The organism is Streptomyces sp. NPDC040405, from assembly GCF_055595765.1.
In genome coordinates, this window is sequence record NZ_JBVIVI010000001.1 from 753,406 (window position 1) to 780,001 (window position 26,596).

The window sequence follows — 26,596 nt, forward strand, 5'->3', positions numbered from 1 at the left end:
TCCCCCGCGCTCAAACCGCGTCACATCGCGATGCGTGCGACGACGGGCGAGTGTCAGGATGCCGCTCATGCCCCGTACACCCCAGGCGCCGAACGCCCACAGCCCGTCCCGCAGCCTGTCCTGGGCCGTCGCCGCGCGGCCCGTCACCGACCCGGTCGCGGTCACGCTGCTGCGCGAGTACATGACCGACGTGGCCGACCGCTACTACCGGCTCCACGAGGGCCGCGACGCGACCTCCGAGGAGGTCGAGCGGGCGCTGCGCGAGATGCCCAGCGACGACCTGGCCCCGCCGGACGGAGTGCTGCTGGTGGCGCGGCACGGCGGCGAGGCGGCCGGTTGCGCAGGGCTGCGGCGGCGGGACGCCCGTACCGGGGAGCTGAAGCGGGTGTTCCTGCGCCCGGGCAAGCGCGGGCTCGGCGGCGGCGCCGCACTGCTCGCGGGCATCGAGAGCGCGGCGGGCGAGCTGGGCGTCGTACGGATCGTGCTGGACACCCGGCGCGATCTGGTCGAGGCGCGGGCGCTGTACGCGCGCCACGGCTACCGGGACGTACCGGCGTTCAGCGAGGGGCCGTACGCCGAGGTGTGGATGGCCAAGGACCTCGCGTAAGCGCGGCGCTCACACCGCCTCGGCGGCTCACACCGCCCCCGGCGGCTCCCGGCGCCAGGGGCGCTCGGCGTCGGAGCCGCACATCTCCGTCGTCAGCTCGTCCACCAGCTCGACCAGATCCGTCGGCCGGTCCGGTGACCACCAGTCGCCCAGCAGCTCGGCCAGCGACGCCTCGCGCGCCCGGAAGAGGCGGTCCGCGGCCTCCCGGCCCCTGGGAGTCAGGGACAGGCCGAGCCCGTACCGCACGCCGAGCCCGCGCTCCTCGATCTGGCGCGCCGCGCCGGTGATGGCCCGCAGCGGTACGGGCGTGCGCTCGGCCAGGACGGCGGGCTCGACCGAGCCGTAGTGGCGGATGCGCAGCAGCATCCAGCTGGCGGCCGGGAGCAGGTCGAGCCCGGCCCGCCGGGTGATGTCGACGTAGATCTTCCGGCGGCCCTCGCGGCAGCCCAGCAGCGACAGGGCCCGCGCGCATTCGTCGTACGAGGAGCGCTGCACGGGGTTGCTGGCCAGGACCTCGCTGGCCTCGGGCGCGGTGACGCTGCCGCGCAGCGGCTCCTCCCGCAGGAACCAGGCGAGGACGAAGGCGAGCAGCACGACCGGGACCGCGTAGAGGAAGACGTCGGTGATGGAGAGGGCGTACGCGTGCACCACCCCGGCCCGGTCGCCCGGTGGCAGCCGCCCGAGGGTGCGGTGGTCGGCGGCGAGCCCGGCGGGGGTGATGCCCGGCGGGAGCGACCGCCCGGCGAGCGCCTCGGTGATCTTGGGGGTGAGGTTGCCCGCGAAGATCGAGCCGAAGACGGACACGCCGAAGGAGGCGCCGATGGAACGGAAGAAGGTCGCCCCGGAGGTGGCGACGCCCAGGTCCTGGTAGCTCACCGAGTTCTGCACGATCAGCACCAGCACCTGGATGACCAGTCCGAGCCCGCAGCCGAAGACGAAGAAGTAGACGCTGGTCTCGACGACCCCGCTGCTCTCGCGCAGCTGGTGCAGGAGCAGCAGCCCGATGCCGGTCACGGCGGTGCCCAGGATCGGGAAGACCTTGTAGCGGCCGGTGCGGCTGACCAGCTCGCCGGAGACGGTGGAGCACAGCAGCATGCCGAGGACCATCGGCAGCATGTGCACGCCGGAGAGGGTCGGCGAGACGCCCTGGACGACCTGGAGGAAGGTCGGCAGATAGACCATGCTGCCGAACATCGCGAAGCCGACGACGAAGCCGATGACGGCGCAGAGCGTGAAGGTGCGGCTGCGGAAGAGCTTCAGCGGCAGCACCGGTTCGGCGGCCCGCCGCTCCACGTACACGAAGGCGATCAGCAGGACGACGCCGAGCACCGCGAGCCCGACGATCTGCCAGGACCCCCAGTCGTAGGTGACGCCGCCGAGCGAGGCCATCAGCACCAGGGCGGCGGCCACCCCGGCGATGAGGCCGGTGCCGAGGTAGTCGATGGTGTGCGGGGTGCGGCGGACCGGGATGTGCAGGACGGAGGCGATCACGAGGAGCGCGACGACGCCGACGGGGATGTTGATGTAGAACACCCAGCGCCAGCTGAGCTGGTCCACGAAGAGCCCGCCGAGCAGCGGCCCCAGCACACTGGTGCAGCTGAAGACGGCGCCGAAGAGACCCTGGTAGCGGCCGCGTTCACGGGGCGGGACGATATCGCCGACGATGGCCATCGACAGCACGATCAGCCCGCCGCCGCCCAGCCCCTGCAGCCCGCGGAAGCCGATCAGCTGGCCCATGTTCTGGGCGAGCCCGCACAGCGCCGAACCGGCCAAGAAGATGACGATCGCCGCCTGGAAGAGCCTCTTGCGCCCGTACTGGTCGCCGAGCTTGCCCCACAGCGGGGTGGCGGCGGTGGAGGCGAGCAGATACGCGGTCACCACCCAGGACAGATGGTCGAGACCGCCGAGGTCGCTGACGATGGTCGGCAGCGCGGTGGAGACGATGGTCTGGTCGAGCGCCGCGAGCAGCATCCCCATCAGGAGCGCGCCGATGGCCACCAGGACCGTGCGCTTCGGCCGCCCGTCCTCGGGGCCCGGAACCACGGGGTCCGGGGCCGGAGTCGGGCGGCCGGCGTCCTGCGCCATGACGACTCCTCGGACTTCTCGGCTGCTCGCCCTCCCATCCTCTCCCCAACGCGCCCTTTATGCCCTGTTACGGTCGGCCGGGCCGGGTTCGTCCGTGACGCACCCGGCACCCCTCCTGACGACGAACACATGCGCGGAAGACGATCAGATGCGCATAATCGCTGCGAAATACAGGGAGGGAAAATTACGTGACGGCAGATTCCTGCCCGCACTGCTACGCACCGCTCCGCGCGAACGGCCGACCCAGCTGTGCGTGCGCCGAGCGTGCGACGGGGGCGGACCCGGCGACCACCGGGCCCATGACCGGCCCGGCGAGCGGCGATACCAGTGCGCAGGCAACCCATGACCAGACGACCGAGGCCCGGGCGGCCGACGCGGGGCGAGGCGACGACCAGCCGCGGGCGGTCCGTCCGTACCTCAGGCTGTCCGGCGAGAGTGAGAGCGGCTCCCGCGTACGCGACGTCGGGAGGTTCTTCCGTAAGGCGCAGCGCGACGCGGAACCCGGTCCGGCCCCCGTGCCGCGGTCCGCTCCGGAGACCGGCGGGAACGGGGACGCCGCCGACGAGACCCAGGTGATCGACCGCATCGCGCCCATCACCCCGGTCGACCGCATCACCCCCGGCGGGCCCGTCGACCGCACCCGGGTGATCGACCGCATCACCGCGGCGGGCCGCCGCGACAGCCGCGCCCCGGGGGCTGCCTCGGGAGCCGCCCCGGGAGCCGCCAAGGGGGCCCTCAAGGGAGACGGGCACGGCGGCGGGGCCGACCACGAGACCGTCAGCAGCGCCGATGGCGGCGGTGGCCGCCGCCGCAAGAGCCGCCGCAAGCCCGTCGCCACGGCGGTCGCGGGGGCCGCCGCGGTGGTCGTGGCCGGAACGCTGGCCTTCACCACCGGCCTGCTGGGCGGCAACAGGGACAACGCGGGCAAGCACGGCGACGGCGCGCTCGCCGATACGCAGACCAGCGTCCCGGACGAGCCGCCTGCCGAGGACGAGGGCAATACCCCGTCCCACAGCTCCTCGCCGAGCAAGAAGCCCCGTCCCACGCAGTCCCCCGCGCAGCCGCCGAGCACGAGCCGGGACCAGGACCGTGCGGCACCACCGGCGCCCCGTACGCCCACGGCGGCGCCCACGAAGCGCCCGACCGCCGACCCGAAGCCGGACAGGCCCAGCACGCCGGACAAGACGCGGCAGCCGACCGAGCAGCCGTCCGACGAGCCCACGAAGACCCCCGAACCCACCGGCCCGCCGGTGCTGAGCGAGGGCGACAGCGGGGCCGAGGTCACCGAGCTGCAGAAGCGGCTGACCCAGCTGCTGATGTTCATCGGCTCCGCGGACGGCGAGTACGACGACGGGGTGAAGGACGCGGTCGCGTCGTACCAGGACCGGTACGACATCAAGGGGGACCCGGAGGGGGTCTACGGCGAGAACACCCGCCGCGACCTCGAATCCCGGACCGACGAACCGTAGAAATCGAGGGCCGGACGCAAGACGGAACCGAAAGACACCCCCGGCCACTGGCGTACGGGCGGACTGCTTTGTATCGTGGAGGAACAAAGTGGTTCCGCCCGTTTTCCCTGACCGGCGGGCGGAGCCACTTGGTGTCTCTTTCGGCCCGCCCGTCCACCGCCGCGCCCTGGAGTCCCCCATGCCGCTCACCGCCCGCGCCCTGCTGCTCGACATGGACGGCACGCTGGTGAACTCGGACGCCGTGGTCGAGCGCTACTGGCGGATCTGGGCCACCGCACGGGGGCTGGACCCCGGATACGTCCTGCGGGTGGTCCACGGCCGCCAGGCGCACGCCACCATGGCGGCGCTGCTGCCGGACCGGCCGGTGGAGCGGAACCTGGCCGACAACCAGTGGATGCTCGAACGGGAGACCTCCGACCTGGACGGCGTGGTGCCGATCACCGGAGCGCCCGCCTTCATGGCCGCGCTCGCCGGTCTGCCGCACGCCCTCGTCACCTCCGCCGACGACGGCCTGGCCCGGGCCAGGATGGGCGCGGCCGGACTGCCGCTGCCCGCCACCCTGGTGACGGCGGAGCGGGTCGGGGCGAGCAAGCCGGACCCGGAGGGCTTTCTGAAGGGCGCCGCCGAACTGGGCTTCGCGCCGCGGGACTGCGTGGTCTTCGAGGACTCGGAGGTCGGCATCGCGGCGGGCCGGGCGGCCGGGATGCGCGTGGTCGGCGTAGGACCGCGGGCCGCGGCCCACGCGCCGGACGCCCACGTACGGGACCTGGCACAGGTGCGGGTCGAGGCACTGCCCGGCGAGGGCGGCCTGCGGCTGCATCTCGCGGACCTCCCGGACCCCGCGGACCCCGCGGGCCTCCCGGGCTGAGCGCCCCGGCACCCGTACACCGCCCAAGGGCGGCTCAGCGGCTCAACGGCTTACGCCGCGATCGCCTCGTACAGGCTGAAGCCGCCCAGCGCCAGCATCACCAGCGCCGCGATCTTCGTGATCAGCCGCAGCGGTACGTACTTCATCAGGGTGCGGCCGCCCAGGATGCCCAGCCCCGCGACCGCCCACAGGGCGAGCACCGCGCCCACGCCGACCGACAGCGGATCGTCGTAGCGGGCGGCGAGGTTGGCGGTCATGATCTGGGTGAGATCGCCGAACTCGGCGACCAGGATCAGCATGAAGCCCGCCCCGGACACCTTCCAGAAGGACTGATCGGCGGGCTTGGTGATCTCCTCCTCCTCGTCATCCTTCTTCAGCAGCAGGATCGCCGCGCCGCCGAGGAAGAGCACGCCGACGACCGTCTGGAGCAAGCGGTGCGGCAGCAGGCCGAGCACGCTGCCCGCCGCGATGGCGATCCCCACGTGGAGGGCGAAGGCGGCGGCGACGCCGGCGAAGACGTACGAGGCGCGGTAGCGGGTGCCGAGCATCAGCCCGGCCAGGGCGGTCTTGTCGGGCAGCTCGGCGAGGAAGACGACGCCGAAGACCACGGCGGCGACGGTGAAGCTGAACACGGGCTGGATACCTCTTAGGGTCGGGCCGCACCGAGGGGCCCGGGGAAAGGGGTCGCTTCGGCACGGCAGCGTCGGACACTGCGGCCGAAGGTCTCGCTGGCGTACGCGGGCCCGCCTCACGCGGCGGTGGCCTCGTACGCTCCGGGCGCCGGCCCGCACCTCATAGGGGCGGGCAGTATGTCGACGGTCCGGCGAGGAGCTACTCCCCTTCTGCTGCCGACCAGCGTACGGGATGCCCCCGGCGCGCAGGCCAGCGGGTCACCACCCACATGCGCCCCTGGGGTGGAACAGCGGCACGCGGGCCCGGCGCGGCGGGCGACGGCGGCGCCGGGGCGCAATCACTTACCCCTTCGATTTCTGAAGCCCCTTGCGTTGACATGACCGCGTCGCCACTCTGTTACCTGGCGCCTGCCCCACGTCCACCTGGCGCCATGACGATGGCCGCGTTGCCGTGGCCAACGACCCCCCACTTCTAGGGAGTTCGCATGTCTCACATGCACGACCGTCGGCGCGTCTACGCGCGTCGCGCCGCCGTCTTCGGCGGGTTCGCCGGGCTGCTGGGCACGCTGGTGCTCAGCGGACCGTCCGCCCAGGCCGCCCCGCCCACCCCGCCGAGCGCCGCCACCGCCCGCACCCAGCTGGCCGCGCTGACCGTCAAGGCCGAGGGGTCGTCCGACGGTTACAGCCGGGACAAGTTCCCGCACTGGATCACCCAGAGCGGCTCCTGCAACACCCGTGAGGAGGTCCTCAAGCGCGACGGCACGAACGTCCAGACCGACTCCAGCTGTGCTTCCACCAGCGGCACCTGGAAGTCCGCGTACGACGGCGAGACCTGGACCGCCGCCTCCGACGTGGACATCGACCACGTCATCCCGCTCTCCGAGGCGTGGAAGTCCGGCGCCAGCAGCTGGACCACCGCCCAGCGCCAGGCCCTCGCCAACGACCTGACCCACTCGCAGCTGATAGCCGTGACGGACAACGTCAACCAGGCCAAGGGCGACAAGGACCCGGCCAAGTGGCTGCCGCCGCTCGCCTCATACCACTGCATGTACGCCCGCATGTGGGTCTCGGTGAAGTCCACCTACAAGCTCAACATCGACTCGGCGGAGAAGTCCGCGCTGAGCGGCATCCTCAACGGCTGCTGATCACCCAGCGGAACCGCGAGGCCGTCTCCGACGTTCCGTACCGTACGACGCGTACGGTACGGACGCGGAGCGACGAGGAGGGCCGGATGGCCGGGCTGCGCCTGGGACCACTGCTGCGGCACGTGGACTGGGAGACGGGGACGGACGCGACCGTCTGGGTGGAGGCCGACCGGCCCTGCGAGGCCGAGGTGCGCTGCGCCGACGGCGCGGGCGGCACGGCCCGCACCTGGCGGATCGCCGGACATCACTACGCGCTGATCCCGGTCACCGGGCTGCGGCCGGGCGGTGAGACGGCGTACCGGGTGCTGCTGGACGGCGAGCAGGTGTGGCCGCTGCCGGACTCCCGCTTCCCGGATTCCACGATCCGCACGCCCGACGTGTCCGGCGGCGTCTCCGGCGACACGTCCGGCGACGCTTCCGGCGCCTCAGGGCCCGTGCGGGTCGCCTTCGGCTCCTGCCGGTGGGCCGCGCCGCCGTCCGACGCCTCGCACGACCCGGTGGGGCCCGACGCGCTGGACACCCTCGCGCACACCCTCGCCACCTCGCCCGGGGCCCCGCGCCCCGATGTGCTCGTGCTGCTGGGCGACCAGGTGTACGCGGACGAGACGTCCGCCGAGACCCGCCGCTGGCTCGCGACACGCCGCGATCTGTCGGAGCCGCCGGGCGACCAGGTCGCGGACTACGAGGAATACACGCGGCTGTACTACGAGTCCTGGCTCGACCCCGAGGTGCGCTGGCTGCTGTCCACCGTGCCCAGCTGCATGATCTTCGACGACCACGACGTCATAGACGACTGGAACACCAGCGAGGCGTGGCTGAACCGGATGCGCGCCACGCCGTGGTGGCGCGAGCGCATCCTGAGCGGGCTGATGTCGTACTGGGTGCACCAGCACCTGGGCAACCTCTCCCCCGCCGAACTCGCCGCCGACGGCCTGTACGCGGCGGTACGGGACGCCGAGGACGGTACGGAGGCGCTGCGGGCCTTCGCCGACCGCGCCGACGCCGACCCCGCGTACACCCGGTGGAGCTACCGCCGCGACTTCGGCCCGGTGCGGCTGCTGATGGTCGACACGCGCGGCGCCCGGGTGCTGGGCGAGGGCACGCGCGCGATGGTGGAGGCCAAGGAGCTGGCCTGGGTGCGGCAACAGGCGCTGGACGCCGCCGGGAGTTACGACCACCTCCTCATCGGCACCTCCCTGCCCTGGCTGCTGCCGCACTTCGTGCACGACGTGGAGGCGTGGAACGCCTCGGTGTGCGGCGGCCGTCGCGGGGCGCGCTGGGCGCGTATCGGCGAGGACCTGCGGCAGCGCGGCGACTTGGAGCACTGGGCCGCCTTCCCCGAGTCCTTCGACGACCTGACCGATCTGATCGCCGAGGTCGGCGAGGGAGCCGACGCGCCCGCCACGATCAGTGTGCTGTCGGGCGACGTCCACCATGCGTACATCGCCGAACCGGACTGGTCCCGCTGGCCGCGCCGCCCGGTCAGCGCGGTCCGCCAGCTGACCTGCTCCCCCGTGCACAACAGCATCCACGCCTCGATCCGCCTCGGCTTCCGCTTCGGCTGGAGCCGGGCGGGCCGCGCCCTGGGCCGCCTCTTCACCCGCCACGGCCGCGTCCCGGCGCCCCGGCTGCGCTGGCGCAAGACGGGCGGCCCCTGGTTCGGCAACCAGCTGATGACGCTGACACTCCAGGGCGGGGCCGTGCGGCTGCGTCTGGACCAGGCGGTCCAGTCGGCCCAGTCGCCGGAGCCGCAGCTGACCACACCGTTGCGGACGTCCTGGCCGGAGGGCCGAGGAGCACCGGTGGAGTGATACGGGACACAACGGAGGCAGACGTTCCGCTCCGCGGGTGGAAACCCGCGGGGCGAACGGCATGATGGGCAAAATCCTGCGTCACATCTGCCCCGGGAGTAACACCTTGGCCGGAGACCCCCACGCCATAGCCATCGTCGGGGCCGGTCCCCGCGGCACCAGCGTGCTGGAGCGCCTCTGTGCCTCCGCGCCGGAGCTGACGCCGGGGACCAGGCTGACCGTGCACCTCGTGGACCCGTCCCCGCCGGGCGCGGGGCGCGTGTGGCGGACGGCACAGCCGGGCGAGTTGCTGATGAACACCGTCGCCTCGCAGGTGACCCTGTTCACCGATGAGAGCGTCGAATGCGACGGGCCGATACGCACCGGGCCGAGCCTGTACGAGTGGGCCACCACGGGCGACAGCGCCCCCGCCCCTTCGCTCGGCCCGGACGACTATCCGAGCCGCGCCCTCTACGGCAGCTACCTGGAGTGGGTGTTCGCCGAGGTCGTCCGCACCGCCCCCGACACCGTCACCGTCCGCCCCCACCCGGCCCGGGCCACCGGCCTGGAGGAGGCGCCGGACGGCACCCAGACCCTGGCCCTCGACGACGGCACGCGCCTCGGCGGACTGCGCGCCGTCGTTCTGGCCCAGGGCCATCTGCCCCGCACCCCCGACGAGACGGAGCAGCGGCTCGGCGCCCACGCGGCCCGGCACGGGCTGCGCTACTACCCGCCCGCCAACCCCGCCGATGTCGACTTGTCGCCCATCGCGCCCGGCGAGCCCGTGCTGCTCCGCGGCCTCGGCCTCAACTTCTTCGACCACATGGCGCTGCTCACCGAGGGCCGCGGCGGTTCGTACACCGCCGCTTCGGAGGAAGCTTTCGCGGAGCTGGTCTACCACCCCTCGGGCCGCGAGCCACGGCTGTACGCGGGCTCCCGCCGCGGCATTCCGTACCACGCCCGCGGCGACAACGCGAAGGGCGCACACGGCCGTCACACCCCGTTGCTGCTGACGCCGGACGTCCTCGAAGGCTTCCGCAAGCGCGCGGACTCCGGCGAGCCGCCGGACTTCCTCGCGGAGGTGTGGCCGCTGGTGGCCAAGGAGGCCGAAACCGTCTACTACGAGGCCCTGCTGTCCCGCCAAGGCCCGGGCGTCCCACGACACTTCCGACGTCACTTTTTGGCCACTTCTCATGGCTCCCCCGAAGAGGCCGCCGTGCTCCTGGAGTTCGGTATTTCGGCAGCCGGGCGGTGGTGCTGGGAGACGGTCTCCCAGCCCCATCGTGAACAAAAGTTCACCACGCGTGACGTCTTCCGGCGGTGGCTGCTGGCCTACGCACGCGCCGACGCGGCCCACGCCCGGCTCGGCAATGTGACCGGTCCGGTCAAGGCCGCGCTCGACGTCCTGCGCGACCTCCGCAACGAGGTGCGGCTGATCGTCGACCACGGCGGGCTCACCGGGGTCTCGCGCCGGGCCCATCTCGACCGCTGGTACACCCCGCTGAACGCGTTCCTGTCGATCGGCCCGCCGCGCCGCCGGATCGAGGAGATGGCCGCACTGATCGAGGCGGGGGTACTTGAGATCCTTGGTCCGGGTCTGGACGTCACATCCAAAATACCTGATGGGCCATCAGATCGACCGGGCTTCGCCGCCCGCTCGACCCAGATCCCCGGCCCCGCGGTCGTCGCCCGGACGCTGATCGAGGCGCGGCTGCCGGAACCGGATCTGCGCCGCACCGCCGATCCACTGCTGAGCGGACTGCTGAGCGCCGGGCAGTGCCGACCACACCGAGTAGAGGGCTACGAGACGGGCGGACTGGACGTCACCCCGGCCCCCTTCCGGATCGTGGACGCGCAGGGGCGGCCGCATCCGCGGCGCTTCGCGGTCGGGGTGCCGACGGAGGGCGTCCACTGGGTGACCGCGGCGGGGGCGCGCCCCGGCGTGAATTCCGTCACCCTCTGTGACACGGACGCGGTGGCGCGCGCCGCGCTGCGCCTCTCGACGACGCCCGAACCGCCCCGGAAAATCGCGCCGATGTGCGCCGCGGGGCTCTGAGGAGCGGCCCGGACGCGGCCCCGAAGGCCCTTCCCGGGCGCCCACATTGGCAGGAACTTGAACTTGCAAATAAAAATGAGGGGAACCTAACCTAGCGTTCCCGCTGTTTCTCCGTCCCCAGGAACAAGGAGCAATCCCCTCATGTCCCCCGACACCTCCCCCCGCTCCATCGGAGGTCTGCTGGACACCGGCAGACCGTACGCACTCTCCCTTTTCCGGATCGTCGTCGGCCTCCTCTTCTTCTGCCACGGCGCCTCGTCGCTGCTCGGCTGGATGGGCGGCATGATGGGCACCGGCAAGACCGTCGAGGCCGGTATCTGGCCCGGCTGGTATGCCGCGGTGATCCAGCTCGTCGGCGGCGCGCTGGTGATGCTGGGCCTCGGCACCCGCACCGCCGCGTTCATCTCCTCGGGCTCGATGGCCTACGCGTACTTCCACGAGCACCAGCCGGAGAAGCTGTGGCCGCTGCAGAACGGCGGCGAGCCGGCGGCCATGTTCTGCTGGGCGTTCCTGCTGATCATCTTCACCGGCCCGGGCCCGTGGGCGCTGGACCGGATCTTCGGCTCGTCCCGCGCGTCCTCGGCGGCGGCCGAACCGCGGCGGCAGCCGAGCGCGGTCTGACCGGCGAGGCGCAAACGTCCCGACCGTGAACGTGCGGTGAATCGCGCCATGCGGGACCACGTGTCCCGCATGGCGTGATTCGAACAGCATCGTCACCCCTTACCGCTATCCTCAACGGTCACAGGCGTACGCTGTATGGCTGTAAGGCCGCTCCCGACCGCCCCGCGCGGAAGAGGACGCGGCGGCGGGGGAACGGGATCGGGAGAAGAACGTTGTTGGAACATTTGGGGTCGCTGACCAACACCCCATGGATCTACGCAGTCATCGCAGTCTCGGTCCTACTCGACGTCTTCCTGCCCGTTCTGCCGAGCGGCTTCATCGTCATCACGGCCGCCACCGCCGCCGCGGGCACCACAGTCGACCCGGTCGGCGTGGTGCGCCAGGCCGACGCGGCCGACTTCCCCGCGATGTTCGCGCTGCTGCTGTGCGCCGCGACCGCCTCCGTCCTCGGCGACATGGTCGCCTACCGGCTGGCCTGGCGCGGCAGCGACCGGCTCGACCGGGCCATCGCCCGCTCCCGCCGACTCACCTCCGCCCAGGAGAAGTTGGGCACCGCGCTCGTGCGCGGCGGCGGACCGCTCGTCGTCATAGCGCGCTTCGCCCCCGCCGGGCGGTCGGTCGTCAGCCTGAGCGCGGGCGCGGCACACCGTCGGGTGACGGAATTCCTGCCCTGGTCGGTGGTGGCCGGTCTGGCCTGGGCCGCGTACAGCGTGGCGCTCGGCTACGTCGGCGGCCAGTGGCTCGGCGCCAGCTGGCTGGGCACGGCGGTCTCGGTCCTCGCGCTGTTCGCGGCGGGCGCGGGTGCCGCGTATGTGATGAAGCGTCCGGCCGAGGACGAGGCCGGGCATCTGACGGTGGCCGCGGGCCCCGTGCCCCCGGTCCCGGCCCCGTAGCGGCCCCGGCCCCGTAGCATTCCTGGCCCGTAACCGCACCCGTCAGGTACGTTCACGCCTGTCCTGGCGCCGTTTTCGCGGTCGATTACGGATCGCCCGGGAATTGCCGTTACGGTCCTCCCCATGCGACTCAGGCGTCCCACGCGTCACTTCGTCCCCCCGGCCCCGGCTCCGGCCCCGGCATGCTGAGCCGCGCGGCCGGGATGTTCGCGGCGTTCGTCGTCGGCCTCGCGCTGGTCGTCGCCGCCGTCCTCGTCGTACGGCAGATCATGACGCCCTCCGAGCCCGAGCTGCCCACCATCCCGGACGCGCGGCGTCCGATCGTGGAGCGGGCGGCGAAGGTCTGCTCCCCGCTGAGCGTGCCGCTGCTGGCGGCGCAGATCCACGCGGAGAGCGGCTGGCGGCGGGACGCGGACTCCGGACACGCCCAGGGCATCTCGCAGTTCGCCCCGGACACCTGGAAGGAGTGGGGGCGGGACGGCAACGGCGACGGCAAGGCCGACGTCTGGGAGCCCCGGGACGCGATCCCCTCCCAGGCGCACTACATGTGCCATCTGTACGGCGTGGTCGAGGAGCTCCCCGGCAACCGGACGCGGCTCGCCCTGGCCGCGTACAACGCCGGACCGGGCGCGGTGCTCAGGGCGCGCGGCGTCCCGACCATCCACGAGACCCGCGGCTATGTGGACCGGATCGTCAACACGCTGCTGCCCCAGTACCGGAAGAGCGAGGCGCGCTATCAGCGGAGCGAGGCGAAGCGCGATCGCGCGCACTCCGCCTCGCCGTCCGCCTCCGCCTCGCCCACCCCTACGGACCCCTCGCCCCGCTCCGCCCTCTCCGCCCCCTCCGCACGGACTACGCGCCACCGGCTATGAAGTCCTCCACGGCCCGGACGAGTTCCAGCGGCGTCTCGTCGGCGGGGTAGTGCCCCGCCGACGCCAGCTCGACCAGGTCGGCATTGGCGTACCAGCGCAGCCAGGTCCGGCGCATCACCTCCGCGGTGAGCGCCGGATCATGGGAACCGACCACCACCCGCACCGGCAGTTCGGCGCCGTCCACGTCCTCGTGGAAGTCCTCCAGCGCCCAGGAGTCCAGCCACGCCCGGAACGCCTTGGCATCGCTGTGCTCCACCGAATGCCGGACCATCAGGTCGAGCCAGGCGTCCGGATGGCGGCCGCCGGTGGTGAGGTCGATGATCGCGCGTCGGCACTCGGGCCGGTCGGCGGCCGAGGCGAACAGCTCCCACTGCTCACCCTCCATCGGCACCCCGCTCGCCGGTACGGGGGCCACCCCGACCAGCCGCCGGACGCGGTGCGGGGCCGCCGCCAGCACGCGCTGGACGACGGCGCCGCCCATCGAGTGCCCGAGCAGCGAGAACCGCTCCCACTCCAAGTGGTCGGCGAGCGCGAGCAGATCCCGGCCCGCCTCGCTGGTCGTGAACGCTCCGGGGATGTCACGTGCCTCCCCGTAGCCACGCAGGTCGGGCAGTACGTAGGTGAACGCGCGCCGGTCGATGTGCGGCAGCATCGCGGCGTAGGCGGCGCGGTCCGAGAACCAGCCGTGCACCGCCATGACATGGTGCGGGCCTTCGCCGACGGTCTCATACGGTGGAACGAGGGGTGGAACGAGCGGTCCCATGGCACCTCCGGTCCCAGTCGAATGCGGGCACGCGGCGCGCGCCCATTTGGTGGACAACGGTGGCGTCTCGCGCGGAAGTGGGCAAGGCCGGTGCGCATATGCGCTGGGCCTCACCCGTACGGGTCACCCATACGGCCCACCCTGACGGCTCACCCGTACGGCGGGCGGCCCGGGCCGGTCCGCGTGTCCGCCCCTGCCCACCGGGCCGTCCGTAGTGTCATGGCCGCTGTGGTGGGCGATGGCCGGGGCGACGAGCGCGAGACCGACGACGTGGTCGGCAACGCGGGCGGCAGCGCGTCCGGCCATGCGGGCGGCGGCAGCGGGACGATCCGACGCCACGTACCCGCGCCCCTGCGCGGCGCCGCCCTGACCCTCGCCGTGGCCGCCGTCTACTACGCGGGCGCCCAGCTCGGTCTGTTGCAGGAACTGGTACGCGGTCAGGTCACCCCGCTGTGGCCGCCGACCGGGATCGCGCTGGCCTGCCTGCTCCTGCTCGGCCCGCGCAGCTGGCCCGGGACCGCCCTCGGCGCCCTCGCGGTCAACGCCCCCATCGGCCCCGCGCCGCTCGCCGTCCTCGCGATCGTCGCGGGCAACACGCTGGCCCCGCTCTTCGCCTTTCTGCTGCTGCGGCGGGCGGGCTTCCGTACGGAACTGAACCGGCTGCGGGACGCGCTGGCCCTGGTCTTCCTCGGCGCCCTGGCCGGAATGCTGATCAGCTCCACGCTGGGCACCGCCGTCCTCGTCCTCACGGACGCCCTTCCCGCGAACGCCTTCTGGCCCACCTGGTCGGTCTGGTGGACCGGGGACGCGATGGGCGTCCTGGTCGTCACGCCCCTGCTGCTGGCCGCCCGCCGGGCCCGCCTCCCGCGCGGCGTCTCCCCGTACCGCTGGCTGGAGGCGGCCGCGCTGCCGCTGGGCACGGCGGCCGTCATGCTGGTGGCCACCCGTACGGCCGCCAGCCTGCTCTTCCTCGTCTTCCCCTTCCTCATCTGGGCGGCCCTCCGCTTCCAGCTCCCCGGCGCCGCGCCCTGCTCGCTCATCGTCACCGTCCTCGCGATCCAGGCCACGGCCGAGGGCGTCGGTCCCTTCGCGGGCCACTCGCTGCTGACCCGGATGGTCACCCTCCAGGCGTTCAACGGCTCCACCACCCTGACCGCCCTCCTCCTCGCGGCGATCATCGCCGAGCGCGACCACACGCGGCGGCAGATCGAGCAGGTGTGCGTCCAACTCGCCGAAACCGTGGTGCGGCTGACCCCGGGCGAGCCGGAACCGGGCCGATAGCGGCGCCGTCTCCCCTCCGTACGCCTGCTGATCCGTACGCCGTTTACCGGGGTGCTCCGCACCCTTGACCGCGAGGGGACCCATGACCGCGCACGCCACCCGCCACCTCTATCTGACCCGGCACGGCGAGGCGACCCCGGACGAAAGCGCGCTGACGGACGACGGCCGCCGCCAGGCCGCTCTGCTCGGCAAGCGGCTCCGGAACGTCCCGCTGACCGCCATCCACCACGGCCCGCTCCCCCGCGCCGCCCAGACGGCACGCCTGATCGCCGCCGAGCTCGACGGCGTACCGGCGCACGCGTGCGAACCGGCCGGGGACTACGTCCCGCATACGCCGGAGCGCGCCGAACTGCCGCCCGACTCCGCCGACTTGTTCCTCGACTTCGTCCACCGCGTCCCGGCGGAAGAGCGTGCCCTCGGCCCGCGGCTGGCCAAGGAGGCGCTGGCGCGCTTCACGGGCCCGGTGCCCGGCGCCGAGGACCGCCACGAACTGGTCGTCACCCACAACTTCCTCATCGCCTGGCTCGTCCGAGCCGCGCTCGACGCCCCGCCCTGGCGCTGGCTGGGCCTCGACCACGACAACGCGGCCCTGACCGTCCTCCGCTACCGCCCGGGTTTCCCCGCCACACTCCTCACCTACAACGACACGTCCCACCTGCGGTGAAGGCAGGACGAAGGCCGGACCCGTGCTGTAGGGCCCGGCCTTCCGCATCCGAGTCACGCGCAGCCCAGCAGCGTGAATAAGGACAGGCATCACCGTACGGCCACCCACCGACAACCGCCTGAGCCTGTGGATAACCCACCCCGACGGGTCCCCACCGCGATCAAGCCCAGCTCCAGCGCCGCGGGGCACACTCGTCATATCCGCGCGGCCTGCGTGCCCACCTCCCGTTCCGCGATAATGAACACCCCGGAGGCAGCCAGTGATCGCCGAGAACAAGCACAAGGGCGATCCCGCCCCGATCAAACCGTGGTCGCCCCCGCCGCCTCCCCCGCCGGACGGCGATCAGCCGTCGAAGCAAAGGTGAGGACCCGTTGACCGAGCGGTGGCAGGAACGCCACATCGCACTCCTGGACGCGCTCACCGCGTCCGGGGCCCTGTCCACGGACTGGCGCGGCGCGTTCGAGGCCGTGCCGCGCCACCGCTTCATCCCCTCGGACATCTGGGAGCAGCAGGCCACCTGCGTGCCGGTCACGACGGACGACGCCTGGTGGGACCTGATCTACCGCGACGTACCGATCGTCACCCAGGTGGACGACGGACGCGGCGACGGCCCGGGGCTGGCGACCTCGTCCAACTCCATGCCCACCATGGTGGCCCGGATGCTCGGCGCGCTCGACATCGCCGCCGGGTACCGCGTACTGGAGATCGGCACCGGCAGCGGCTGGAACGCGGCGCTGCTCGCCGAGCGGCTGGGCAGCGAGAGCGTCACCACGGTCGAGGTCGATGAGGTCCTGGCGGAGAGAGCCGCGAAGGTCATCGAGGAATCGGGTTACCACCCCGGCGTCGTATGCGGCGACGGTGCGCGCGGCTGGGAACCCGCGGCACCGTACGACCGGATCATCGCCACCTGCTCCGTGCGCCGCGTCCCCCACGCCTGGGTACAACAGACCGCCGTGGGCGGGATCATCGTCGCGCCGCTGGCCGGGGACTTCTGGTCCGGCGCCCTGGTACGGCTTGAGACGGCCGCGGACGGCACGGCCCGCGGCCGGTTCGTCGGAGGCGCCAGGTTCATGCCGATGCGCTCCGAACGCCCCCGGCCGGACGCCCCCGTGGACAGCGGCACCGGCCGCCGCGGCACCCCGGGGTCACTGCCCCTCGACGCGCTGGCCGATCTGGGCTTCGCCCTCTACGCGGGCGCGCGGCTGCCGGGCGTGGTCATGGCCGACGGGACGCAGGATGGTGCGTACCAGATGTGGCTCCACGACCGGGAGGGATCGGCTGCCACGGTCAACGCCCAGGAGACGTGGAGTTACGGCCCCCGCGACCTGTGGCAGGAAGTCACGGCCGTATACGACGACTTCGTTGCCGCCGGAAGCCCAGGCGCCGACGCGTTCGAGCTGACGGTGACCTCCGAGGGCCAGCGGGTATCACTGCTCTCTGGCTCACAGGGCCGCTGACAATTCCTCGCGCAGCCCCTCCAGAGCCGTGTGGTCGTCTTCGGTACCGGTGTGCGCGGCGGCGAACCAGCGCGCGTACTCGTCGATCTCGGACAGCCGCCAGTCGTGCGCGAACAGCTCGACCATCGCGGGGTCGGCGTGCGGGCGGTCGGCCGCGCTCGCGGCGAGCAGGTCGGCGTAGTCCCGTTCGCGCGCTGCGAGGGCCAGCGACTCCCAGTCGACCAGCCTCAGCCCGTGGGCGTCCACGACCTGGTTGTCATTATGCGGCTCGCCGTGGGTCGGCACCCAGGAGTCCTGGTGCGCGCGGGCGAGGTCGGCCAGTTCGAGGTACCGGCCCGTCCAGCGCGTGATCGCCTCGTCCCGGTCGGCGATCGCGGTCCGGGCCTCCTCCGCCAGCGGGCCGGACGTCCAGGGCCGGGCGGTGCGCGCCCGTAGCGCGTCGGCGAACCCGGGGCCGACCCGGGGAGCCCAGCGCCGCAGGCCGTCCGGCGGCGCGGCACCGTGCAGTGCGGCCAGCGCGGCGAGGACATCCTGGACGTGGTCCGGCTCGCGCGCCTCCGCCTCCGTCGGGGACCGTCCCTCCAGCCACGGCGTCACGCTGAGCACCCGGCTCCGACGTCCACGGTGAACCGCCCGGACCGGGCGGGCAACGGCGCGCACGCCGTGTCCAGCCCTACGGCCCCCAGCGCCGCGGCCCCCGCGTACGCGGCCTCCAGCGACGCCGCGGTATGCCGGGGCGCCAGCTGGTCCAACGTGACGAACAGCGTCGTCCCGCCCCCGGCCGTCCGCCAGTGGTGCGCGCCGAATCCCCAGGGCAGGTAGCCCACCTCGGCGGCCTCGGGCAGCCAGTGCGCGGCGACCGCACGCGCGACGGTGTCGTCGTTGATGAAAGAAGGACGGGACAGCACAGGCCCCACCCTAGAAACCACGCGGCACGCCCTCACCGGATTTACCCGCTCGACCGCTCAACTGAGTCGTTGTCAGCACCGGTGGACCAGCCCTAGGTTGGCGGGGCAGACGATGCCGACGGAGGAGTCCGGATCATATGGCTCGCACGCGCTGGCACCCGCCGGAGAGCTTGTTCAACGCCGCGAACCGCGTCGTCCGCCCGCTGCTCAGGTCCCGGCTGCACCCGCTGGTGAGCGGTCGGCTCATGCTGCTCACCTATGCGGGCGCCAAGACCGGGCGCACCTACGCGATCCCGGTGGCCTATTACCTATGGGCCCCCGACGAGCTGTGGGCCTTCGGCGCGCGGACCGGCTGGATGAGCAACTTCCGCAACGGCCGCACTGTACGACTGCGGCTGCGCGGCCGCGAGGTACGGGCCGAGGCCACGGCCGTCGAGGACCGGGAGCAGGTGGCGGGCCTGCTGGAGGAACTCGTCCAGCGCAAGGGCCCCGGCGCGATCCGGGACCCGTACGCCGGGCTGCCCCGCGACCGCCACCCCACACACGAGGAGGCGCTGGCCGCGGCGGAAAGGGTGCGCATCGCGCGATTCCGGCTGTCGGCCGAGTCCTGAGCACCGCTCAGGGGCGGTCGAGCCGCAGCCGCTCGGCCTTCGGCAGACCCGCGACCACCAGGTCGTAGGAGTCCTCGATCAGCTCCCGGACCAGCTGGTCCGGAAGATCGCCGTCCACCGTCACGGTGTTCCAGTGGCGCTTGTTCATGTGCCACCCCGGCACGATCAGTCCCGGGTGATCAGCGCGCAGCCGCACCGCGACCTCGGGCTCGCACTTCAGATTCACGGTGAGGGGACGCGCGTCCAGGGTCGACAGCGCGAAGATCTTGCCGCACACCTTGAAGGCCGAGATCTCCGGCACCCGGGGGAAGGGGAACTCCTCCGCGGCCGCGTTGAAGGACACGCAGAAGGAGCGCAGCTGCTCGGGGGTCACTCCGGGTTCTCCTCGATCTCGGATCTCCACTGATGGCACTCGGCCTCCATCCTCCACCATGGGCATGCTTCGACCATGCATGAGCCCTCAGCGAACGGCCGGGCAGCCGTGAGTGCGGTCGTGCAGGCTGCCCGGTATGGAGATCGTCGAGGTACTACCGAGACTGCGCATGCTCCGCTTCCCCGTGGGGGCGGCCTACCTGTGGCGGGACGACGACGGGCTGACCCTCATCGACACCGGGACGGCCGACCGCGCGGCGGAAATCGAAACCGCCCTCGACAGTGCATTGCGGCGGATCGTGCTGACGCACTGGCACGAGGACCACACCGGCTCGGCGGCGGAGCTGGCCAACCGGCACGGAGCGGAGGTGGTCGCGCATCGGCTGGAGGCCCCGGTGATCCGGGGCGAGGCGGCCGGGGCACCACCGGTGCTGGAGCCATTCGAGGTACCGATCAAGGCGGCTCTCCCGACGCTGCCGCCCGCGCCGCCGTGCCGAGTGGACCGCGAGGTCGAGGACGGCGAGGTGCTGCCGTTCGGCGGCGGCGCGGTGGTCGTCGCGGTGCCGGGCCACACGGACGGCTCGATCGCGCTCCACCTGCCCGGGCCAAGGGTCCTGTTCACCGGCGACGCGGTCGCCAACGTCGGCCGGACGATGCTGGGCGTCTTCAACACCGACCGCGCCCGGGCCTTCGAATCGCTGCACCGGCTGGCCGAGCTCGACGTCGAGGCGGCGGCATTCGGCCACGGCGCCCCGATCACGCACGGCGCCGCTGCCGCCCTGCGGGAAGCGTCGGCCGCAGCCAAGTGACGCCCCCGATGTCGACCATCGCCCGAGACCCGACAGCTGGCGCTTGGCGCTGTGCCCCTCGTACGGCCTTCGCCGTGTCAAGGAAGCGCGCTGGTTCCTACCGGAACGGGGCTGTTCAGGCGTCCCCGCTGGGTTGGCCGCGGGTACCGTTCTGGGTGTCCAGGGCAGAACGGAGTTCAGCATGCCGCGGAGCAATGAGGAACACACCGGTACACGGATCGCGGACTACCGGAAGCTGCGTCAACTCACACAGACCGCCCTCGCGCAACGAGCGTTCCTCTCCCGGGGCACGATCGCCAAGGTCGAGCGGGGCTTGGCGCCAGCCACGCCCTCTGTCGTAGCCGCTGTCGCGCGCGTTCTCCAGGTCGACATCGCCGTGCTCAACGGACAGCCGTACATGTCCGAGTTGCGGCAGGACCATCTCGACCGCCTGATCTCACCCCTGTCCGAGGCTCTCGACATGTACGACCTCGGGCCGGACCCTCACATCACCCCCAGGCGCATCGACCAGGTAGAGAGCGACGTCCGAGCGCTCTGCGACGGGGCCTCAGCCACCGAGTACAAGGTCATTGGGTCGAAGCTGCCTGGCCTGCTCGGCGAACTCACCACCATGGTCGCCCTCCTGTCGCCCGGTGAGGGCTACCGGCGCGCGGCCTCGTCGCTGAGCTGGTGTTACTGGGTCGCCTACGAGTTCGCTTACCGGGTCGGCTACCACGACCTGGCGTCCATCGCTCTGGAGCGGATGGGCTGGATGGCTGAGCAGGCACAGGACCCGCTGTTGCTCGCTATCCGTCTGAACAAGCGGTCGAGCATGCTGCTCCGCCGAGGGAACAATCAGATGTCGCTACAGGTCATCACGCGCGGCCACCGACTCATCGACCAGACCGAGCAACCCGAGTCCGTGGAGGCCCTGGCGGTGGTCGGCAGCCTGCACCTTGCGTCGGCCATCGCGGCTGCCCAGGCGCGGGACGCTGATGCCGTCACCGGATACATGGGCCTCGCACGTGAGACGGCCAAGAAGATCGGTCGGGACGTACCGGACGTCTACTGGTCGTCGTTCGGCCTGACCAACGTGCAGCACTTCGATGTCGCGACGAACGTGGAGCTGGGCGAGCTGGGCGAGGCGGTGAAGCTGTCCAAGAAGCTGCACTTCCCGGACACGCATCCGCGGATGCGTGTCGGCCGGTACTACATCGAGATGGCCCGGGCCTACGCGCAGATGGGGAAGACGGAGCCTGCCGAGCGATTCTTGCTCCGGGCACGCAAGGTCGCTCCGCAGCAGGCCCGATATCACCCGCTGATGCGGGAGACCCTCGGCGTCCTGGTGCGCCGTCAGCGGCGGGCTCCTGAATCTCTGTCCTCGTTGGCCGCGTGGGTAGGCATGTAGCAGTCGTGAGGGGCGCCATTGTTCCGTATCCGGGAACACTGACGCCCCCGCAAGTCGACACGATGTGACGGACAATGAACCGTCCGTGCATGGAGTCGACCATGACCACCAGAGCCGAGCAGTGGACACCGCCGACCGGGCCCGAGCCCGAAGCCTTACCGACAGGCCGGTGGTGGGACGCCGTCCGCGCTGCGGAGGATGTCGGCGAACGCGCCCTCGATGTCCTCGGCGATCAGTCCGGCGCCGTCATCAAAGACCGCTGCAACACCCTCTACTGGCTCATCGCGCCCGGCACAGCCGCCGCCTGGAGCCTGCGCGGAGTCACCGTCCTCACCCACACCGAAGGCGTCACCACCTACCTCGGCGTGCCCCCGGCCGACCGGCAGGCCCGCCCCGGCTCGTACTGGCGCATCCCGTTCACCCGCGGCCGGTACCTCACCGACCCGCACCTGCTGTACAAAGCCCTGGTCAGCGTCCTGCTCACCGAGCCCGGCGACGGCCAGGAGAGCGACCGGTGATGCCGCAGGTCTGCGCCCGCTGCCAGACGACCACCAGCCAGCCCGTCGTGGTCGCGATCGAGCACGGCGCCAGCCTCGGAGGCCGCACCCTCTACGCCTGCCCCGGCTGCGCACCCACCTTCCCCAAGCAGCGCGACCCATTTCCCACCAGGCGGGAGCAATGACGCACCGCCAACAGGTCACCACGACCACGGCTGACCTCGACCCAGCCGTGCTCACCCGCGAACGGCTCCAGGGAGCCTGCGACTCCGCCCCGCCCGAGCCGACACCCTGGGGCCGGTTCCTCGACCACGCCGTGGGCTGCACCGGCTGCCGGGCCGGGCAGCGGTGCGCCGCCGGAGACGGGCTGCACCACGTGGTGCGGGAGGCCGTCGCCGCCGCTGCCCTATGACCGGACAGACAAGCCCCCGCCCCGGACGCGCGCTTGGACGGCCAGCGACCGGGACGGAGACGGTGCAGCACCCCAACTCAGAGAGAGGAAGGCACATGCGTGACGTTACTGCGTTACTGGATCGACCACAGCGGGCCGAGGTCGTCGGGACCGTCCTGCGGGACAACCCTGAGCTGACCGAGGAACTGGCGGGCCGGATCGTGGACGAGGCGGTGAAGTTCGTCGCCGCGGCGGCGGGGGCCTCCGAGCCGCTCGCCCCGTCGCGGATCGTGGACGAGGGCTGGCACGCCCTGATCCTCCACACCCGCACGTACCGGCAGCTGTGCGACAAGGTGGGCATGTTCGTCCACCACGTCCCGCAGGCCCCGGACCCGGAACGACGCGACCCCGGGGCGCTGACGCGAACCCAGCAGCTCATCGTCGAGGCCGGGTTCACGCCGGACGATGCGCTGTGGCTCGCGCCCACCGATACATCGATCCCGGTCGCGGCCAGCTGCCAGCACGGCCCCGGCGGCCCCGAGGGCAGCTGCACCGGCGACCCGGACGGCGACGGTCCGAGCGGCCCGAACTGATGAAGGGCTGAGCGGCCGGGAGCCGCGCCCGTACCATCGTCACAGGAGGTGGCCATCATGGCGCAATGGGTGAATCCCGAGAGGGTCGAACTCGTGGAACTCGTGGACCAGCTCCGGGAACCTGCCCCACATCCAGAGGAAGCCTGCGGCTGCAAGAAGCGGCGCGGCCTGCCCGCGACGGTCTTCGTGGAGCCGGGCGGCAAGATCCTGACGGTGGGGTGCAACCGGTGCGACGGTACGGGCATCGCCCCGTAGCTCGGCGGTAGAGATCGGTCCCGTCCGTGCGTCGCCCCCGCGGCGTGCGGGCGGGGACTCGGGGCGGCGGGAGGGGGAGCAGCCCCGTCCCTCTGAGCTCAACGTATGGGGTGAGTACGCGTGTTCGCGAACGTTACACACCCTTGCATCCACCATGATCACCTGGGGATGTGGACTCTACGTGGACTTTGGGCATGAAGCGGCCTCCTGATCCGGGTGGACCAGAGGGCCAAAAACAGGCTCTGACCTGCTATCTAGCAAGGGTGGGCGCAGACGGATTCGAACCGCCGACATCTGCCTTGTAAGGGCAGCGCTCTACCGCTGAGCTATGCGCCCGAGGGGAGCTGCCAGCCTACCCTGTTCGCCGGGCGGCGCCGCAATCCGGTTGTGGCGGGGAGAAAGCCGAAGACGCGAACCGTACCGACCTCTGTGTTCGTCCCTGGTGGGTGGGAGAATGACATTCGGGCCCGGGCGATCCAATGGGAGAGGTAAGTGGCGGCGACACCTGCGCGGCGGTGGTTCGGGGGACGCGGGGAGAGCCAGCGGGCGGAGGCGCAGGCGGCGAAGGATGCCGCGGCGGCCGCGTTCTACGAGCTGGACACCGCGCAGCGGGATCTGCGGATCTCGATCGAGACGATTACGGCGGTGGACGACTCCCCCGGCGCCCGCCGGGCCGCCGCCGACTTCGCGGCGCTCGGGGAGCGGATCGACCAGGTCAGCCACGACTACATCACCGCGGTGGACGCGCATGACCTGGACCGGGACGGGCTGGACGCGGCGGCGGCCGGGCGGGCGCGGGCGGAGCTGACCCGGGCCCGGGACGAGCTGCGGCGGACCAAGGCGGATCTGGACCGGTTCGGGCAGGGGCTGGGGTCGCTGCTGCAGCAGGCCGAGACGCAGCTCGCGCGGCTGGCCCCGGCGGTGGAGCGGGCGCGGCAGGCGCTGCTGGCGGCCACGAACGCGCTGGACGAGGTGCGCGGCTCCGGGCTGCGGGCGGACGATCTCGCGGCGCGGCTGGCGGCGCTGTCGCCCGAGCTGACCAAGCTGAACCAGGGCGCCGGGCAGCATGGCGTGCAGGAGACCATCCGGCGCGCGGACGATGTGCTGCGGCGGGCGGAGGCCGTCCGCGGGGAGGCGGACCGGCTGCCGGAGCGGGCGGCCGAGATAGACCGGCGGCTGGTGTCGCTGCGTACCCGGGCCCAGGCGATCACCACCCGGGCCGCCCAGGTGGAGCCGGTGCTCAGCGAGCTGCGCCGCCGCTACAGCGCGGCCTGCTGGCAGGATCTGCAGTCGGTGCCCGGGCAGGCGGCGCGGGATGTGGCGCAGGCCGAGGCGAAGCTCGGCGAGGCGCGGACGGCGCGCGAGGAGCAGCGCTGGCCGGACGCCACGGCCCTGCTCGGTACGGTGCGGGCGTTGCTGAACACCACGGACGAGGCGGTGTCGGCGGCCGGGGACCGGCTGCGGCGGCTGGACGAGGTGTCGTTCAACCAGGACAAGGAGATCGAACGCACCCGTTTCGCGATCCGCGACGCGCAGCGGCTGGCGATGGCCGGGCGCAGCACTCCCGACCCGCGCCACGCCCGCCCGCTGGACGACGCGGTGGCGCGGCTGGACCGGGCCATCGCGGGGCTGGAGGGGCGGCATCCGGACTGGTGGCACTTCCTCACCGAGACGGAGGCGGTCCGGCAGACGGCCGCCCGGGTCGTGCAGGAGATCCGGGATGACCTGGGAGGCGGGCCCGGGCACTGAGCCGGGTGCCGGGAACGGGGTTCTGGGGGCGTTCGGGCTGGTTATGCTCCTGACATGCCTCGCTACGAATACCGCTGCCGCGCCTGTGGGACCACCTTCGAGCTGAACCGGCCCATGGCCGAGTCCTCGGCGCCCGCCTCCTGCCCGGAAGGGCATGGCGACACGGTGAAGCTGCTGTCGGCCGTCGCCGTCACCGGCGGCTCCGCCTCCTCCTCCGCACCGGCGGCGCCCGCCGGTGGTGGCGGCGGATGTTGCGGGGGCGGGTGCTGCGGCTGATCCTGGGAGGTACGGCATAGGGGGTGCGTAAACGGCACGTATCCCCACGTACCGATCGCGGTACGGCCTCGCCGGTTTAGGAGGCCGACATGGCTACTGGCCGTCCCTCCCCCATCGGCCCGCACCCCGCGGGTACCGCGCGGCATTTTCCGGAGCGGATCGGTGGGCACACCAAGCTGGATGAGCATCTGCCGGTCGACCACCGGCTGAGCCGGGTCTACCGCCTCGGCGCAGGGCTGATGGGTCTGGTCCTGGTGGCCTTCGGGATCCTCGGTCTGACCGACAACATCGGGTTCTTCGACATCGGCGGCGCGACCGCCGCCGGGCTGAACACCAACGGCGCGCTGAGCGTGCTGTCCATTGCCATCGGCCTGCTGCTGTTCATCGGCATGGTCATCGGCGGCAACTTCGCCTCGACGCTCAATCTGGTGCTCGGGCTGCTCTTCCTGCTGAGCGGATTCGTCAATCTCGCGCTGCTGGAGACCAGCTTCAACTTCCTGGCCTTCCGGCTGCAGAACGTGCTGTTCAGCTTTGTGGTGGGGCTGATGCTGATGTGGTTCGGGATGTACGGGAGGGTCAGCAGCAAGCTGCCGCATGACAACCCGTACTGGATCTCCCGCCACCCCGAGCAGGCGCGGCGCGAGGCCCGGGCGCGCGAGATCATGGCCGCCCGGCGGCGGGCCGCGGAGGCGGGCGCGGAGGGCGGCACCGAGAGCGGCGAGAGGGCCGTCGCGCACACCGAGCAGGCCGCCGACCGGGCAACCGGCGAAGGGCAGCCGCCCGGGAAATGGGGGAAGCTGGACCGGGCGCCGGGCCAGGAGGAGACGAGCCCGGCCGGGGGCCGCCACTGGCGGCCCCATCTGCCCCGCCGCCACCCCCGCGACCAGCGGGTCAGCGGCGGCGAGCCAGAGTCAGGCCGTCGGCGACCGTGAGCATGACCGCCTCCATGCGGTCGTCGGCCGCCACATGGTCGTTGAACGCCTTGATCGCGGCGCCGCCACCGGTGGCCGCCGGGTCGATGACGTCCGCGTGGTAGAACACGTTGTCCGCGACGATCAGCCCGCCCGGATTCATCCGCGGCACCAGCTCCTCCCAGTACGGGACGTAGTTCTCCTTGTCCGCGTCGAGGTAGGCGAGGTCGATGTGCGGACCGGCGGGCATCGCGCGCAGAGAGTCCAGAGCGGGCGCGAGCCGCAGGTCGATACGGTCGGCGACGCCCGCCCTGGCCCACGCCCGACGGCCGTACGCGGTCCACTCCTCCGATACGTCGAGGGCGACCAGCGTGCCGTCGGCGGGCAGCGCCTGCGCCATGGACAGCGCGGAGAAGCCGGTGAACGTACCGACCTCGACGATGTGCCGGGCACCGGTCAACCGCACCAGGAACGCCAGCAGCGGGCCCTGCTCCTCGGCGGACTGCATCCCGGCGTACTGCGGCAACTGTGCGTGCGTCACCTCGACCAGTTCGCGCTGCACGGGGTCGAGCGGCGGGTTGTGGGCCAGCATGTAGCCGTACAACTCGCTGGTGATCGGGGTGCTCTTGCTCTC

The 26,596-nt window shown here is 72.1% G+C and carries 30 protein-coding genes and 1 tRNA gene; 23 read left to right on the forward strand and 8 right to left on the reverse strand.

The features are described 5' to 3' along the window. Window positions 1-58 precede the first annotated feature (58 nt). The gene (locus ACZ59A_RS03290; RefSeq protein ID WP_470952827.1) at window positions 59-607 is read left to right on the forward strand and encodes a GNAT family N-acetyltransferase; all 549 of its coding nucleotides are present in this window, start codon (window positions 59-61) and stop codon (window positions 605-607) included. A gap of 27 nt (window positions 608-634) precedes the next feature. Here the strand turns inward: ACZ59A_RS03290 and ACZ59A_RS03295 are convergent, their stop codons facing one another. After that, on the reverse strand, window positions 635-2,692 hold the full coding sequence (locus tag ACZ59A_RS03295) for an MDR family MFS transporter (RefSeq protein ID WP_470952830.1): 2,058 nt from the start codon (window positions 2,690-2,692) through the stop codon (window positions 635-637). Window positions 2,693-2,991: 299 nt separating this feature from the next. Here ACZ59A_RS03295 and ACZ59A_RS03300 point away from each other — a divergent pair, with 299 nt between their 5' ends. Further along, entirely contained in the window at window positions 2,992-4,161 is a 1,170-nt protein-coding gene (locus ACZ59A_RS03300) for a peptidoglycan-binding domain-containing protein (RefSeq protein WP_470952832.1), read from the forward strand. A 178-nt stretch (window positions 4,162-4,339) separates the two neighbouring features. After that, window positions 4,340-5,029, forward strand: coding sequence for an HAD-IA family hydrolase (locus ACZ59A_RS03305; protein ID WP_470952835.1), 690 nt, complete (start codon window positions 4,340-4,342; stop codon window positions 5,027-5,029). 50 nt (window positions 5,030-5,079) lie between these two features. On the opposite strand, the gene ACZ59A_RS03310 is transcribed toward ACZ59A_RS03305, so the two are convergent. After that, window positions 5,080-5,661 (reverse strand): TMEM165/GDT1 family protein, encoded by a 582-nt coding sequence (locus ACZ59A_RS03310; protein ID WP_470952837.1) that lies wholly within the window; start codon window positions 5,659-5,661, stop codon window positions 5,080-5,082. A 485-nt stretch (window positions 5,662-6,146) separates the two neighbouring features. Between ACZ59A_RS03310 and ACZ59A_RS03315 the strand changes: the two genes are divergently transcribed. From ACZ59A_RS03315 to ACZ59A_RS03340, 6 genes are all read left to right on the forward strand, one after another. Then, window positions 6,147-6,806: an HNH endonuclease family protein gene (locus ACZ59A_RS03315; protein WP_470952839.1), complete on the forward strand. Its 660-nt coding sequence runs from the start codon at window positions 6,147-6,149 to the stop codon at window positions 6,804-6,806. Between the two features lie 86 nt (window positions 6,807-6,892). After that, window positions 6,893-8,617 (forward strand): alkaline phosphatase D family protein, encoded by a 1,725-nt coding sequence (locus ACZ59A_RS03320; RefSeq protein ID WP_470952842.1) that lies wholly within the window; start codon window positions 6,893-6,895, stop codon window positions 8,615-8,617. 61 nt (window positions 8,618-8,678) lie between these two features. Beyond that, window positions 8,679-10,652, forward strand: coding sequence for an FAD/NAD(P)-binding protein (locus ACZ59A_RS03325; protein WP_470952844.1), 1,974 nt, complete (start codon window positions 8,679-8,681; stop codon window positions 10,650-10,652). Between the two features lie 141 nt (window positions 10,653-10,793). Further along, window positions 10,794-11,273, forward strand: coding sequence for a DoxX family protein (locus ACZ59A_RS03330; protein ID WP_470952846.1), 480 nt, complete (start codon window positions 10,794-10,796; stop codon window positions 11,271-11,273). A gap of 212 nt (window positions 11,274-11,485) precedes the next feature. Further along, window positions 11,486-12,166, forward strand: a complete 681-nt coding sequence (locus tag ACZ59A_RS03335; protein WP_470952849.1) for a DedA family protein — start codon at window positions 11,486-11,488, stop codon at window positions 12,164-12,166. Window positions 12,167-12,348: 182 nt separating this feature from the next. Next, window positions 12,349-13,038 (forward strand): lytic transglycosylase domain-containing protein, encoded by a 690-nt coding sequence (locus ACZ59A_RS03340; RefSeq protein WP_470952852.1) that lies wholly within the window; start codon window positions 12,349-12,351, stop codon window positions 13,036-13,038. Here ACZ59A_RS03340 and ACZ59A_RS03345 read toward each other — a convergent pair. Further along, the gene (locus ACZ59A_RS03345; protein WP_470952855.1) at window positions 13,019-13,801 is read right to left on the reverse strand and encodes an alpha/beta fold hydrolase; all 783 of its coding nucleotides are present in this window, start codon (window positions 13,799-13,801) and stop codon (window positions 13,019-13,021) included. The genes ACZ59A_RS03340 and ACZ59A_RS03345 overlap by 20 nt on opposite strands. Before the next feature lie 219 nt (window positions 13,802-14,020). Between ACZ59A_RS03345 and ACZ59A_RS03350 the strand changes: the two genes are divergently transcribed. The 3 genes from ACZ59A_RS03350 (at window position 14,021) to ACZ59A_RS03360 (ending at window position 17,203) form a co-directional block, all read left to right on the forward strand. Then, a complete protein-coding gene (locus tag ACZ59A_RS03350; protein WP_470952858.1) occupies window positions 14,021-15,082 on the forward strand; it encodes an MASE1 domain-containing protein in 1,062 nt (353 codons plus the stop codon). An 82-nt stretch (window positions 15,083-15,164) separates the two neighbouring features. Next, window positions 15,165-15,746 (forward strand): histidine phosphatase family protein, encoded by a 582-nt coding sequence (locus tag ACZ59A_RS03355; protein ID WP_470952861.1) that lies wholly within the window; start codon window positions 15,165-15,167, stop codon window positions 15,744-15,746. Between the two features lie 371 nt (window positions 15,747-16,117). Further along, a complete protein-coding gene (locus ACZ59A_RS03360) occupies window positions 16,118-17,203 on the forward strand; it encodes a methyltransferase domain-containing protein (protein ID WP_470952863.1) in 1,086 nt (361 codons plus the stop codon). On the opposite strand, the gene ACZ59A_RS03365 is transcribed toward ACZ59A_RS03360, so the two are convergent. Next, on the reverse strand, window positions 17,189-17,800 hold the full coding sequence (locus ACZ59A_RS03365; RefSeq protein ID WP_470952864.1) for a phosphotransferase: 612 nt from the start codon (window positions 17,798-17,800) through the stop codon (window positions 17,189-17,191). The two genes, ACZ59A_RS03360 and ACZ59A_RS03365, sit on opposite strands and share 15 nt — an antisense overlap. Continuing rightward, complete coding sequence (locus tag ACZ59A_RS03370; RefSeq protein WP_470952866.1) at window positions 17,797-18,111, reverse strand: hypothetical protein; 315 nt, start codon at window positions 18,109-18,111, stop codon at window positions 17,797-17,799. Before ACZ59A_RS03370 ends, ACZ59A_RS03365 begins: the two co-directional genes overlap by 4 nt. Window positions 18,112-18,248: 137 nt before the next feature. Here ACZ59A_RS03370 and ACZ59A_RS03375 point away from each other — a divergent pair, with 137 nt between their 5' ends. Next, window positions 18,249-18,722, forward strand: coding sequence for a hypothetical protein (locus tag ACZ59A_RS03375; RefSeq protein WP_470952869.1), 474 nt, complete (start codon window positions 18,249-18,251; stop codon window positions 18,720-18,722). 7 nt (window positions 18,723-18,729) lie between these two features. Here ACZ59A_RS03375 and ACZ59A_RS03380 read toward each other — a convergent pair whose 3' ends face one another. Beyond that, window positions 18,730-19,095, reverse strand: a complete 366-nt coding sequence (locus ACZ59A_RS03380; RefSeq protein WP_468053998.1) for an MmcQ/YjbR family DNA-binding protein — start codon at window positions 19,093-19,095, stop codon at window positions 18,730-18,732. 136 nt (window positions 19,096-19,231) lie between these two features. On the opposite strand from ACZ59A_RS03380, the gene ACZ59A_RS03385 reads away from it, so the two are divergent. From ACZ59A_RS03385 to ACZ59A_RS03415, 7 genes are all read left to right on the forward strand, one after another. Then, on the forward strand, window positions 19,232-19,903 hold the full coding sequence (locus ACZ59A_RS03385; protein ID WP_470952872.1) for an MBL fold metallo-hydrolase: 672 nt from the start codon (window positions 19,232-19,234) through the stop codon (window positions 19,901-19,903). A gap of 181 nt (window positions 19,904-20,084) precedes the next feature. Continuing rightward, window positions 20,085-21,290, forward strand: coding sequence for a helix-turn-helix domain-containing protein (locus ACZ59A_RS03390; RefSeq protein WP_470952874.1), 1,206 nt, complete (start codon window positions 20,085-20,087; stop codon window positions 21,288-21,290). Window positions 21,291-21,391: 101 nt separating this feature from the next. Beyond that, a complete protein-coding gene (locus ACZ59A_RS03395; protein ID WP_470952877.1) occupies window positions 21,392-21,808 on the forward strand; it encodes a hypothetical protein in 417 nt (138 codons plus the stop codon). Then, complete coding sequence (locus tag ACZ59A_RS03400; RefSeq protein ID WP_470952878.1) at window positions 21,808-21,972, forward strand: hypothetical protein; 165 nt, start codon at window positions 21,808-21,810, stop codon at window positions 21,970-21,972. Before ACZ59A_RS03395 ends, ACZ59A_RS03400 begins: the two co-directional genes overlap by 1 nt. After that, window positions 21,969-22,199, forward strand: a complete 231-nt coding sequence (locus ACZ59A_RS03405) for a hypothetical protein (RefSeq protein WP_470952880.1) — start codon at window positions 21,969-21,971, stop codon at window positions 22,197-22,199. The genes ACZ59A_RS03400 and ACZ59A_RS03405 overlap by 4 nt, the downstream gene beginning before the upstream one ends. Window positions 22,200-22,294: 95 nt before the next feature. Next, window positions 22,295-22,771 carry a glycine-rich domain-containing protein gene (locus ACZ59A_RS03410; RefSeq protein ID WP_470952881.1) on the forward strand — a complete coding sequence of 159 codons (477 nt, stop codon included), beginning with the start codon at window positions 22,295-22,297 and terminating at the stop codon, window positions 22,769-22,771. A 57-nt stretch (window positions 22,772-22,828) separates the two neighbouring features. After that, complete coding sequence (locus tag ACZ59A_RS03415; RefSeq protein ID WP_470952883.1) at window positions 22,829-23,026, forward strand: hypothetical protein; 198 nt, start codon at window positions 22,829-22,831, stop codon at window positions 23,024-23,026. 264 nt (window positions 23,027-23,290) lie between these two features. Here ACZ59A_RS03415 and ACZ59A_RS03420 read toward each other — a convergent pair. Further along, window positions 23,291-23,362: transfer RNA gene (locus tag ACZ59A_RS03420), tRNA-Val, on the reverse strand. A gap of 156 nt (window positions 23,363-23,518) precedes the next feature. Here ACZ59A_RS03420 and ACZ59A_RS03425 point away from each other — a divergent pair. The 3 genes from ACZ59A_RS03425 (at window position 23,519) to ACZ59A_RS03435 (ending at window position 25,983) form a co-directional block, all read left to right on the forward strand. Further along, entirely contained in the window at window positions 23,519-24,775 is a 1,257-nt protein-coding gene (locus ACZ59A_RS03425) for a hypothetical protein (protein WP_470952886.1), read from the forward strand. Between the two features lie 54 nt (window positions 24,776-24,829). Further along, a complete protein-coding gene (locus ACZ59A_RS03430; RefSeq protein ID WP_468053983.1) occupies window positions 24,830-25,051 on the forward strand; it encodes an FmdB family zinc ribbon protein in 222 nt (73 codons plus the stop codon). A gap of 89 nt (window positions 25,052-25,140) precedes the next feature. After that, window positions 25,141-25,983 (forward strand): DUF4383 domain-containing protein, encoded by an 843-nt coding sequence (locus tag ACZ59A_RS03435; protein ID WP_470952888.1) that lies wholly within the window; start codon window positions 25,141-25,143, stop codon window positions 25,981-25,983. Here the strand turns inward: ACZ59A_RS03435 and ACZ59A_RS03440 are convergent. Further along, complete coding sequence (locus ACZ59A_RS03440) at window positions 25,943-26,554, reverse strand: O-methyltransferase (RefSeq protein WP_470954632.1); 612 nt, start codon at window positions 26,552-26,554, stop codon at window positions 25,943-25,945. The two genes, ACZ59A_RS03435 and ACZ59A_RS03440, sit on opposite strands and share 41 nt — an antisense overlap. Window positions 26,555-26,596 lie beyond the last annotated feature (42 nt).